Source organism: Fibrobacter sp. UWB3 (assembly GCF_002210405.1).
GTDB lineage: Bacteria > Fibrobacterota > Fibrobacteria > Fibrobacterales > Fibrobacteraceae > Fibrobacter.
The window spans coordinates 59,595-72,439 of sequence record NZ_MWQJ01000003.1; the positions used below are offsets into that span (position 1 = coordinate 59,595).

8 protein-coding genes are annotated in these 12,845 nt (G+C 39.4%); 7 read left to right on the plus strand and 1 reads right to left on the minus strand.

All coding sequences use genetic code 11. The features are described from left to right. The first annotated feature begins 15 nt into the window (after window positions 1-15). From B7991_RS04575 to B7991_RS14790, 6 genes are all read left to right on the plus strand, one after another. Window positions 16-966, plus strand: a complete 951-nt coding sequence (locus B7991_RS04575) for a hypothetical protein (protein WP_088629806.1) — start codon at window positions 16-18, stop codon at window positions 964-966. A gap of 1 nt (window position 967) precedes the next feature. Further along, on the plus strand, window positions 968-2,392 hold the full coding sequence (locus B7991_RS04580) for a restriction endonuclease subunit S (protein WP_088629807.1): 1,425 nt from the start codon (window positions 968-970) through the stop codon (window positions 2,390-2,392). 6 nt (window positions 2,393-2,398) lie between these two features. Continuing rightward, complete coding sequence (locus B7991_RS04585) at window positions 2,399-3,703, plus strand: DUF2971 domain-containing protein (RefSeq protein ID WP_088629808.1); 1,305 nt, start codon at window positions 2,399-2,401, stop codon at window positions 3,701-3,703. Between the two features lie 45 nt (window positions 3,704-3,748). After that, the gene (locus tag B7991_RS04590) at window positions 3,749-6,475 is read left to right on the plus strand and encodes an ATP-dependent RecD-like DNA helicase (RefSeq protein WP_088629809.1); all 2,727 of its coding nucleotides are present in this window, start codon (window positions 3,749-3,751) and stop codon (window positions 6,473-6,475) included. Window positions 6,476-6,541: 66 nt separating this feature from the next. Beyond that, window positions 6,542-7,738 carry a hypothetical protein gene (locus B7991_RS04595; RefSeq protein ID WP_088629810.1) on the plus strand — a complete coding sequence of 399 codons (1,197 nt, stop codon included), beginning with the start codon at window positions 6,542-6,544 and terminating at the stop codon, window positions 7,736-7,738. 104 nt (window positions 7,739-7,842) lie between these two features. Then, window positions 7,843-7,995, plus strand: a complete 153-nt coding sequence (locus B7991_RS14790; protein WP_176421757.1) for a hypothetical protein — start codon at window positions 7,843-7,845, stop codon at window positions 7,993-7,995. A 124-nt stretch (window positions 7,996-8,119) separates the two neighbouring features. On the opposite strand, the gene B7991_RS04600 is transcribed toward B7991_RS14790, so the two are convergent. Next, complete coding sequence (locus B7991_RS04600; protein ID WP_217898040.1) at window positions 8,120-9,508, minus strand: chloride channel protein; 1,389 nt, start codon at window positions 9,506-9,508, stop codon at window positions 8,120-8,122. Window positions 9,509-9,720: 212 nt separating this feature from the next. Here B7991_RS04600 and B7991_RS04605 point away from each other — a divergent pair, with 212 nt between their 5' ends. Continuing rightward, window positions 9,721-12,819 (plus strand): CotH kinase family protein, encoded by a 3,099-nt coding sequence (locus B7991_RS04605; RefSeq protein WP_254917841.1) that lies wholly within the window; start codon window positions 9,721-9,723, stop codon window positions 12,817-12,819. Window positions 12,820-12,845 lie beyond the last annotated feature (26 nt).

Below are 12,845 nucleotides of genomic sequence, written 5' to 3' on the forward strand. Positions count from 1 at the left end.
GGAATAGAGGGTTGGATGGAATTTTCTGAATACTATGTAGCCTACTTTGATGTTTTGGGGTATAAGGAAGCCTTAAAAAAGTCAGAGAATGATGCTGTAAAGCTGATTGAGTCTATTGAGTCTTCAATTGATTTAATGAAAAAGATTGTACAGGCCGTTAATGACGCTTTTGGCGATTTGACCGAAAAGTTACTTGAAGTAGAATACAAAATTTTTTCAGACAATGTCCTGGTCTGCAATAAGGGAAAAAAAGACCCTTTATCGGCTTTGTCTTTAGTGTACTTCTTGCGATTGGTGGCTACTATACAACGAGTTTTCTTTGAAGGCTCACAATTGATTGTTCGTGGGGGAATAACCAAAGGTCTTTTATACTTGACAGGTGATTTTGTAGGTGGCAAAGCTTTGGTTGATGTCGTCGGGATCGAAGAATCCGCTGTTCACCCAAGGATAGTTGTTGATGATTGTATTCTTAATGAATTGAATACATTTAAAATGCAAAACGACCTTTTTAAAAGCATGGTTGATGCGTCTTGCCAGGATTTGTTAGTGAAAGATGTTGATGATAAGACATTTTTAAATTACATCATGTCTTATGACGCATGGATACCGTTTCCCAAAAACGGTTCACAAATAGAACCCGTAGGGAGTTATGAAGAATTGGAAAAAAATCTTAGAGAAGGGCACCAACGCAAACCGATATACAAACCTGAATGTCGAAATGATGTTTTCGTGATATTGAAAAAGCACAAAGATTTTGTAGAGAATAAGGTAATTGAATTTAGTCAATCATCAAATGATGAAACCGAAGAAGCGAAAAGGCTGAAAATCCTGAAAAAATATCTGTGGTTGGTCTCTTTCCATAATAAGATTTGTGATCATGAATTATACAGGATGTCTGAATTAAAGATTAATTTAAAATCGGAATTTAATGAACAGACTCTGGCTTTTGATGTGAGTGTAGGTTGATATGAACGAATGGAAGAAAGTAAAGATTGGTGAGTTTCTTAAACAGTATCGAAATACTATTTATGTAGATGATGCGCAACAATACCGTCAAGTAACCATTTCATCAAAAGATGGTGTTAAATATCGCTGTACAAAAATTGGGAAAGAAATCGGTCGAAAACGGCAATTCTTGATTGATTTGAAAAAATATCCAAATACAGTTATTTTCACTCGTCAAGGTTTGCATGAAGGTTCAATAGGGCTTGCCCCTGAAGAAGTTGATAGTTGTATCGCGACAGAAAATATGCCAATGTTTTCTGTTGATGATACCGTGATTGACACGCAATATTTGAAAAATCTTCTTCGGTCTCCCATTTTTGCCAATCTAGTTTCTACACTAACTCCGACAGGATCGGCGCAAAAATCTATTCATGAAAGAGATTTACTACCTCTTGAAATATCGATCCCTGATTTACAGACACAGAAAAAGATTGTCAAAGACATTTCATCTCAATTAGAAAAAACAGAACAACTCTCGTTTGAAATCGCAGAACAAAAATCCTACGCAAAACAACTCCGTCAGAACATCCTCCAAGAGGCCATAGAAGGAAAACTAACCACAGATTGGCGTAAACAACACCCCGTCCAAAAAGGCAACCCCGACTATGACGCCGAAGCATTATTTGAACAGATTCAAAATGAAAAATATCACACGGATTTGTTCGCACCTGACGGTGCTCACGCAAAAAAAGCGAAGAGCGTTAGCTCTGAGCCAATCCGTGTGACAAAGAAAGAAAAATCACTGCCACCGATTACAGAAGACGAAATCCCCTTTGGAATTCCAACCGGCTGGAAATGGGTAAGACTCGGAGAAATTATACAAGAGCCACCAAGAAATGGTTATTCACCTAAAGCTGTTGACTTTGAAACGCCAATAAAGACACTAAAATTGGGTGCAGTAACTTATGGAGTCTTTGATCCAAGTGAATTCAAATACATAAATGAAAAAATTCCTGAAGACGCTTATTGTTGGCTAAAAAATGGCGATTTTCTAATTGAACGAAGTAATTCCTTCGAATATGTTGGTATTTGTGCGATTTATACAGGAAAAGATAATGAATTTATGTATCCCGACTTACTTATGAGATTCCGAACGGCAGAAATCTTATTAAAAGAGTATATTCATTCTGCTTTAGTTTCTCCATTCAATAGAGAATACTTTATGGCAAATGCAAAGGGGGCTCAGAAAACGATGCCCAAAATTAATCAAGAATGTGTCGTAAACACACTGATTCCGCTCCCTCCATTAGCGGAACAAAAAGAAATCGTCACCCGAGTAGAACAACACCTACAAACCATCACCCAACTCGAAACCCAAATCGCCACCCGCGAAACCACCACCAAACAACTCATGCAAAGCATCCTAAAAGACGCCTTTGAGGAGTAAAATGAAATGGCTCTTAAAATTAAAGTACATGCAGAAAGTGAATTAGAAGCAGATGTATTTGTAAAATTAAATCCAATCCTTAAGAGATTTGGTTTTCGTATAACTCACGGCCATCTAATTTCTTTAAAAGAGGGTAGATCATTTATTCCTGACTGGTGCATTTTTACAAAAAATAATTCCTTTTATGCTATTATAGAAGTATCACAGCTGCCCTATGAATCATCTTTTTTTAAGAGAAAAATTGAAAGCTTATTTGCTATCACCAAATCTACAGAAGCAAGATACTTAATATTAACTAATGGGAAAAGGTATGAATTACATGATGTTACAAAAAATTTAAATGACTATCAAACTTTTTCTTCAACTACAGAATTGGTTCAGGAATTAACCAAATCTTTACAAGATAAAGAAAATTCGTTATCTTTAGAATTATATGAGATTTTAATGGGTTTAATAAATCATTCAAAGGAAAAGAACATAAAAGAATTGGGAAAAGATATACAGAGGGATTGTTTTGATTTTAAAGAGGGAATTTATTTTTTTAAACCACATATAGAAGAACTAATTGTAAAAAAGTTACTACTCAATTTCTCCCATGTGCCGCAAAAAGTCTGTCGTTACACAACGTTAAATACTTTGTTTAATATGATAGATTCTGGTAAACTTCGTATGTTTGGTGTTGCTGGAATGAATGATACGACAGAAGTAAATTATGTAGAACAATGTATTTATAACGACAAAGACATCTTGCCTAGTGAATCAATAAACCAATATTTTATTACCTCTTGTTGCAACGCTAAATATGAAGATGATTTAACCTTTTTTAGATTGTATGGCGATGACGCAAAGGGCGTTTGCTTAGTTTTCAGCATAGAAGAAAAAAATAATTTTAACATTCATGAAGTTGTATATAAAAATAAAAAGGATTCAATATTTGAGTTTCTAAGTACATTTGTCGCAGAGTGTGAAAAAAAAGTACGTTCGTTTAAATTTAAAAACTTGCATGAATGGGCCCATTTTATAAAGTCCGATGAGTATTCTGATGAAAAAGAAATAAGACTTGTGTATTGTAGATCTTCGGAACAAGAAGAAACAGGTTGGGTTCTTGCACAACCATTCAACATTCTAAATCCCTATATGGAATTAGATTTTGACGATATTCCGCTAAAATTGGAAAAAATTATTTTAGGACCTAAATGTCCTGATTCGAAAATAAACAGATTTCAAATAGATTATCTTTTGGAAAAAAAGGGCTTTAATAAAAATGGTAAAATTGATGTTGAAGAATCAAAAATAACAAGTTATAGATAATGTAGTTTATTTATATATCGTGATGAATGAATTAGAGGGCAAATCTTGCATATCAACGAACATATCAAAATAATAGATGATGCTATTTGTCAAAATTTAGCATTGATTAGTGAAGAAAATCGTGGCTTTATATCGCAAAATATTCTTGCTCAATTAAGAAATTTTGTTGAATTTACATATATCAAGATTATGAAGCCTGATGAAGATATACAGATAAGTCGGGACACTATACCAGAAGCAGAAAAATATGTAAAAGGTTATGGCCGCTATATGTGGCTACGAAATTTTCATGATTGCCTTCAACCATCCTCATCTCATTATACAAGAAGCAAGGATGTTTCAGAACGATTGATGTTGAAATATTATGAATATTTAATTCGGATTCGTGATTTTTATAGGGAAAATTATAAAATAGAAGTTCTTTCAAATATTCATAAATTCCCCTTAAATCAAGATAAAAGTCTTCAAGAATTTTATGAATTGATTGTTCCTCAAATGGAATCATCTATACATTCAGAAATAAAACTTTCCAGATATAGATATAGTATAGTTAAAAAGAAACCCTTTTTTGTTAACGATACCATTTATTATGAGGTTACACTTACCAATATAAGGTCTAAAAAAGGAAAATACGATAGAGTCGTTGCATTTACAAGATGTGATATTTTAGAAAATTATGATATAAAAATTAGTCTAATAAATGGAAGAATAAACTTTTTAAACCACATGATGCCTATTCAAATCATAAATGGATGGCAAGTGGCTATTCGTCCATGCACGTTATCTAACTTAGCAAGAGTGTTTAACCCAAATTATGGAAATTTGCCTTTAAATGCAGAAAATTTTGCATGGATGAATTTTCTGACACAACGACACCTTAATTTATTAGATGTTTTAGAATTGAATGATAATGAGTATGAAAAAGTAAAAGCGAATATATTTGACGCTGCTGGGAAAAAAGATAAAGCCATATCGAATTTATTGGATAGATGTAGGCCTTTTATAAAAAATCAATACGCAGGTTCGAATATTTTGCGTTACCTTCTTTATACAATGGATAACGACACAATAAGAAGTCAATTGAGTTGGAAAGGGGAAAAATGTGATTTGCTGAGTTCCTTGTATCTTGATTTTAGATGCATCCCTTTTGATCAAATGCCTTTTTGTACTTCTCCCGTAAAACATAACCCAGCCATTTTTGATCTGATTGCCTGTATTGATTCCGAAAATAGAACGCACGAGCTCTTTGACAGAGCGTTAAAAAATAATATTGAAAATGAGGGTATTCTCTTTACGAAAGACGATGAGTTAGAAGAATTTGAAAACAAGCAAGATCTTCTAGCAATTTTTAATCATAACTTATACAACGATGAAAATAAAAAACAAGTACAATCTCGCCGAAGAATATGGCTCAATGACGGCTATTATACGATTCGATCATATGTTGAAGATATAGAATATATATTGAATAGGCTTGAAACATATACCAAAGGTGGCATTAACGGTTACAAAGATTCGTACAATGCATGGATTTATGATAAATCAGAAAGTGATGTATGTGCCGAAAAGCGGATGATTCTCAGCAACTTGTTTACAACTTGTAATATTGCTTTGATATATGGTCCTGCAGGCACGGGAAAAACGAAAATGATTGAGTTTATTTCTCAAATTTTTTCAAATGTTCCAAAATTGTATCTTGCACATACAAATCCAGCTGTTGAAAATTTGAAACGAAAAATATCGTGCAACAACACAACTTTTTCAACAATATCAAAATATTTAAACGACCGAAATACATTACATTATGGAATCCTTTTTATTGATGAATGTAGTACTGTTAATAATTCTGATATGAAAGGTATCCTTCAAAAAGAGAATTTTGATGCAATCGTTTTAGTTGGAGATGTATATCAAATTGAATCTATACAATTTGGAAATTGGTTCGCGCTTGCAAAAAAATTTATTCCAAAAAAATGCTGGTTTGAATTGGAAACTCCTTATAGAACGCAGAATGAAGGCTTACTGAGTGTATGGTCTAAAATACGCAATCTTGAAAATGATGCCGAAGAGTATTTGACAAATTTTGATTACTCCGCAAAACTTGATGAGTCTATATTTACACCTATACAAAATAATGAAATTATTCTGTGTCTAAATTATGGTGGATTATACGGAATTAACAATATTAATCGATTTATGCAGAGTAATAATCCGAATAGGAGTGTTCGTTTAGGCATACATTTGTTTAAGGAACAAGATCCCATCTTGTTTAATGAATCTGAAAGATTTGCACCAATTTTATATAATAACTTAAAAGGTCGAATTGAAAACATTGAAACAGAACCGAATCAAGTTTGGTTTACTGTTTCTGTAGAAAAAATTGTAAATTCACTAGAAGCAGAAAATGCAGGTTTGGAATGGATTGGAGTAAAAGACGGACGAACGCTTTTAAAATTTTCAGTGGAAGGTGCAGAAAATGATGACGACGAATATGTCGATTTGAAAACTATAGTTCCCTTTCAAGTTTCCTATGCAGTTTCAATACACAAAGCCCAGGGCTTGGAATATGATTCTGTAAAAGTGGTGATTTCTAGCGATGTAGGAGAACAAATAACGCATAACATTTTCTATACCGCAATTACCCGTGCACGAAAAAATCTTAAAATATATTGGACTCCAGAAACAGAAAAGAAGGTATTCGAAAATATGAAAATCAGAAATTTTGAACGTGATGCAGGGATATTAAAGAATAGGATGATGTCAAAAAGATAATGGAATATTAAAAGGTTTTCTGCAATTATACGTTTTCAATCAAATATTTGTTATAGGAATAAAGTGATGTCTATATTAAATGATTTGTTTAAAAAACAACGAGAACTGAGAATTTTATATAAGCGATTGATTAATCCGCAAAAAGATAATCATGAAACCTGTTTGTTTTATGAATGCAAAGATAATTGTATAAAATCGCATTCAATATCACGTAATGTTTTAAAAGACATTTCAGACAATAATGAGGTCGTCGTGCCAATTATTGACCCTTGTAATATGGGTAAAGATATTTTTGATCTTGAAAATTCAGACAGTCCAAATATAAAATTTGAACGGCAAAATATAGCTTCTTCAGGTGTATATAGGGGGTTCTGTAAAGAACATGATAACAGTGTTTTTAAATCATTAGATGACCATGGAATCGTAACGCAAAGAGATATTTTCCTTCAACTTTATAGAACTGTTTGTAAGTATTTTTTTTCTTGTAAGTGTGTTGAAAAAAGCGAATGGTCTATTTTTAAGCAATACTATTATTTAAATCCAGAATATGAAAGGAAAATTTTTTTATCCATTGATGGATTGAAAAATTTCTTAGAAGATATGCTTACAGATTTTCCTGAACTTGACAACCCTATTCCAAATACGGATAAATCCATTATTATTGAACCATGGTCAAAAACCTCTGATGTAAAATGTAAAATATTGTACAGAAAACTTCCAAAAGAATATAATTTTGCGGTTGAGAATGATTTGATTCTAAAAATCAACCATACGATTTCACATTTTATTTTTGTTTTATTGCCAGGGAAGGATTATACAAGTCTGTTAGCGATTTCATCATCTGATTTAATACTTTCACTGCATCGCCGTCTTTGTTCTGAGATTCAAATTTTAAATACAATTGAGTCCATAATGATGCTTGATTCGCAATTCTATTTACCGCCATATATTGTAGAAAATTGGTTGTATGAGAAAAAACGAGCAATTATTGATGATTTCTTCTTTTTTACTGAACGGAAATTTCTTCAGGAGTATGAGATTTCAATATTCGATGATCTAAGAAAAAAAATAATCGAGAAAGAGAGTGAAGAAATAAAAAAGCATGAACTAAGAAAAATTAAAGTTCTCCCTAAGCGTTTGGATTTTAAAGAACGATTTAAGATTTACGAATATAAAACAATAAAAGACAGGCAGGATAAAATACGGTTTACGGGAAATGAAGACGGAAAAAACTATCCAATCGGAGCTCTTATTGTTGAATAAGATTTAGAGAAACGTTGGGGAGGTGGCAAGAATGGTTTGCCGGACGCTTTGAATTAAATTTGAAACTATGAAAGGTTTAGACTTTTTCACAGTAAGGAGGCCTTATGGCAGAATCGTTGAATTTTGATTGGGTTCCTTTTTATCGGGAAATCGCACAGAAGCTGTTGTCTTATAAGGACAACAGGGCTACTCTTGTTGCGGAGATAAAGGAAGTCTTCGCCTCTATCGGTCTCGCTCTTTCTAAACTGAACAAATGAAATGATGCGACGGATATTGATCCGTTTACCTTAAAGCGAGTTGGTAGTAAAAAGACTGGCCATTAGAAAATCGTCAAAGAAGATTAATAACGTGAAGAACAGATATTCTTCCAATAATCTTGTTCTAAATCTTTATTCTAATCTTCTTCTGCTTGTAGATGGATTGTCCGCCGTTGCAAATGTAGGCTACGGTGCAGACGATGAAGAATGCGGGGAGGCAATTGAATCCGAAAATTTCGCCGGCGATGAGGATCGGTGCCCAGAGCGTGTTGCTTGCACTTGCGAAAACTGCGGCGAAGCCGAGTGCTGCGGCGAGGGCGGCAGGCATTCCGAACATTCCCGCAACGAATACGCCAAACGTAGCGCCGATGGCGAAAAGCGGGGTGACGACACCGCCGATGAATCCGGCGGAGAGTGTAAGAATTGTGAGAGCGAATTTCAGAATCCAGTCGTACCCGGCGACGTTCCCAATCAAGTCGGCGGTTTCGGCGGCACTCCCCGTAGCATTCCCGGCGATTCCAAAGCACATGTCCAACAAATTTGTTCCAAGTCCTGCATAACGGCCCTGGAAAAATACGAGCAGCAAAGCGCTTATTCCAACACCCATAATTGCAATTCGCTTAATGCTGTTCGGAAACTTCTTGGCGAAGAAGTCCTGCGAGAGTCCAAGCAACTTTGCAAATCCGCCACCGACAATTCCGAAGAGCACGCCCATCAGCGCAAGCTTCACGAGGAACTTGCCGTCAAGCGCGCCTTCGTTAGTGAATACGCTTGCCGAGAATCCGCTTGCGTCGAGAACGCTGTTCAAATCCACGCTGAACTTGTGGAATCCGAGCATGCTTGAAACCTTGCAGGCAGTGAAAGCCGCTGCGGCGGCAGGGAGCAATGCGCCAAGTTCCAAATGGCCAACGAGCAAGACTTCCAATGCGAATGCTGTGGCCGCCATCGGGGCCTGGAAAATTCCGGCAAATCCTGCGGCAAGGCCTGTCACGAGCATAACATGCGCTGCGTTTTCAAATGGCAACTTCTTGCTTATGTTGTACGAAAGTGCGGAGCCTATTTGCATAGCAGCACCTTCACGACCTGCGCTTCCGCCGAAGAGTTGCGTAAGCCAAGTGCTCACTGCTGCCATCGGGATAGAGACGAGCGGGAAATCGGATTCCTTGTTGAGTCCTACGGCGAAGACCTGGTCCATGCCGCGTTCTGTCCAGCGTCCCCATTTCTTATAAGCGAATACGATAGCAGCACCGCCGATGGCGAGGGCGGGGATAAAGTACAATGGGTTTGCATCGCGGATAGCAGAAAGTCTGTCGCTGATGTCGCCGAAGCATGCGGTGAGCGCACCGATAACTGCTCCGAGAACAATTCCGAGCAGCACAAATGTCGGTGTTGCAAACCACTTGAGTAATTTTTCCTTTACGCGGGCTTTTGCCATCTTCATCATCTGTTCTTTCATCTCGGGGCTGAACTGATTGAACTGTTGGCTCGCCTTGCTGAAGTCGCTGAAATTCATGTAAAATCCTGCTTTTGTTAAAATTTTTTCACGACAAAAATAGTAAAACGGAACGCCTTGTTCCGCTTTTTTGCGTGTTGTCAAATGCTCAATCCTTTTACAACGTGAAATTAAAAAAAGAGGCTTTTGCAACGCGCCTAAATATATACTTAACTCAAGGATTGGATTGGTGTGGCGCTCAAAATGTATCGCTCAATTCTAAGGGATCAGACATGAAAAAAATCTTTTCTGGTGTAGCGTTATTTGGGATTAGTTTTGGTTTGGTTTTATCCGCTTGCGGTGATTCTAACGATTCTTCGTTTAGTCCTGCAGCTCCGGGAATTGGTGAAATTAGCTCCGATTCCAATGAAGGTCAATTGGGCGGTTGGTCCAGTTCGTCTTTTGCTCCGGGACTTTCTTCAGCTGGCATTCCGGGAGGTTCCTCCGCGGGTGTTCCGGGAATGTCGTCTCCTGTTGCGCAATCATCTTCTTCTGCGTTAAATCCCACTTCTAGTGCTCAGGTTCCGCCGGCTTCGAGCGCCGTTACTGTTATTCCGCATTTCGAAGGGAATAGCCCGGTGTTCTTCTCGGAAGTTTCTCCGACAAATGCAAATCTCAAGGACAATGACGGTAACGATCCGGGATGGGTTGAATTTTACAACTCGTCAGACGCTCCGGTGAGTTTGAAGGGCTATTCGCTTACGGATGATTTGTCTAATCCTAGTCGTTGGGTTTTTGGTAACGCAACAATTCCAGCCAAGAGCTACATGATCGTTTTCCTTTCGGGCAAGAATTATCCTGACTATGTCTTGCCTTCTGATTCGCTTAATATGATGAGCTCAGATTGCAGTTCTGAATCTGCTGCGGGTGGCATGGGCGGCTTCAACTTTGGCGATTTCGGTGGCGGAATGGGCGACTGGGGTGGCGGCGTTGGCGGCGGCTGGGGCGGCAACATGGGCGGTATGGGTGGCAATACCGGTGCTGCTTCATCTGGCAACAATGTCGAAAATTTGCAAGGTAAGTCTTCGCTCTGCTTTAGCGAAAATGGCTCTGTCCAGATTGGGTCTGTGATGAAGGTTGCCCAGGGTGGGGATTACTCTCGCGTGGTTGTCAAGACCAATAATGCGTCTAGCCTTAGCAAGGTCAACCAGCTTGTTGTCCGTGGCTTTATCACCAAAAATCACAAAATTCGTGTGAACTTTAAGGAAGGCGATTCGCTCAGCAGTTGGAGCGGCAAGAATCTCCGCGGTACGGGGGATTTGTCATCGGTGTTCTATGTCCGCTTAGATGATAATGCGAAGGACCTCAAGCGCAACAATGTAACGGCAACAACTTTTGCAACTGAAACTCAGGGAAGTGAATCGACAACCATTCAGATTACGTCGTACATTGCTCGCAATCGCGGCCATGAACCGCACGCTTCGTTCAAGGTGGACAAGGATGGCGGTGCATTGTACTTTGTAAATGCCGAAGGCGCTTTGCTGGACTCTGTTCGTTTTGGTGCTGTTCCAACGACCGCTTCTTGGTCTCGTGATGGTGCTGGCAAGTGGGGCTTTGCAACTCCGTCGCCTTATGGCAATACGGCGGGCGAGGTTTTTGCCGAACAAGTTCAAGTTGCCGAAGTGAACATTCCGCCTTCTGGTTTCTACACGTCTGCGGTGACGGCTACATTCCCGGCGGGCACTCGTTGTGAACAGGGCGGTGCCGAACCGACTACAAATTCTCCGGTAGTGCAGACTACGGTGACGATTAGCGCTACGACGGTTTTGCGTTGCCGTGCGTATGTCGGCGGTTCTTACCCGAGTGAAGAAATTATCCGTACTTACGTTTTCGAAAAGCAGCCCACGCTTGCCGCGCTCTTTGTGACGACTGATCCGCTTTCGATGTTCAGCCCCGATTCCGGCCTTTACATGACGGGCAATAATGCTTCGATGATGGATCCGAAAAAAGGTGCAAACTTCTGGAGCAACCGAGAACTCCCGGTTTATGTGGAAATGTTTGAACCTGGCAAGCCGCAGGCCCCGGCGTTTGGCGTGATGGGTGACTACAAGATTTCTGGCCAGTACAGCCGCGCAAAAGAAAAGAAGTCCTTTGCGGTGACGTTGCGCGAAGAGTATGGCGAAAAGCGCCTGAAATACACGCTGTTCCCGGATTATCCGGAACTCAAGAAGTTTAAGGCGTTCTCGCTCAGAAACTTTGGTAACAATTCCGGCGACGATTACGTGCGCGACCGTGTGGGCACTTCGATGACGGAAGGCTTGGGCGTCGATTACCAGCGTGGCCGTTATGTTATCGTGTATTACAATGGCAAGTATTACGGTATCCACGATTTGCGCGAACGCAACAACGAATACTATTACGAAACCAAGTACGGCTATGACCCGAACGATATTGACCTTCTTGCAACAACATCTAGCGGTACAGATGAAGCGAGTGTAGGTTCTTCTGCGGATTACAAATCTATGTTGGATTGGCTGCAGAACAACGATTTGAAATCGGATGCAAACTACAAGAAGATTGCAGACCAGGTTGATGTCGACAACTACATGAATTACATGCAAGCCGAAATGTTCTTGAACAATAGCGACTGGCCGCACAACAATATGAAGAAGTGGCGTGTCGCAAGTCAGAAGACGAAGTGGAAATGGTTCATGTACGATACGGACTTTGGCTTCGGCGTGTCTTACAATACCCAGACCGGAAACGTGTTCAGCTATGTGACGAATGCTAGCGGCACAAGTGGCATGGGTATGGGAATGGGCTTCGGCATGGGTGGCATGGGCGGTGGCCAGCAGCAGGTGACGAACGGCTCTATTTCTCCGCACACGATTCTCATGATTCGTTTGCTCAGTAACGAGGGCTTCAAGAATGCGTTTATCAACCGCTTTAGCGTGCTCCTTTCGATGAACTTCTCGGCGGATAGGCTCCTCAAGCGCATCAACGATTTGCAGTCGCAGGTGGAACCTGAAGTGGCTCGTGATCAGGAATTCTGGGGCTATAATGCATCTAGCATGAGCAACGCTTTGGAAACGATAAAGAGCTTTGCCCAGACGCGTCAGGCTAAGGTCCGTGAACAGATGGAATCGTACTTTACGCTTTCTTCTCCGGTTGAAATGACGTTTACGGCGCAGGGTTCCGGCACGATTCTCGTGGATGGCCTTGCTCTGGATAAGTCTTCGATGACGGTCTCGCTTTACAGGGATGTGCCGGTTACGCTTACAGCTCAGGCAAATTCTGGCAGCACGTTCACGGGCTGGAGCGATGGTGTCACGGATATGACCCGCAAGGTGAATCCGGGTGAAGTCACGTCTGTTACCGCTGTGTTCAGGTAGTTTCACTCAACAGAAATCCATAATAA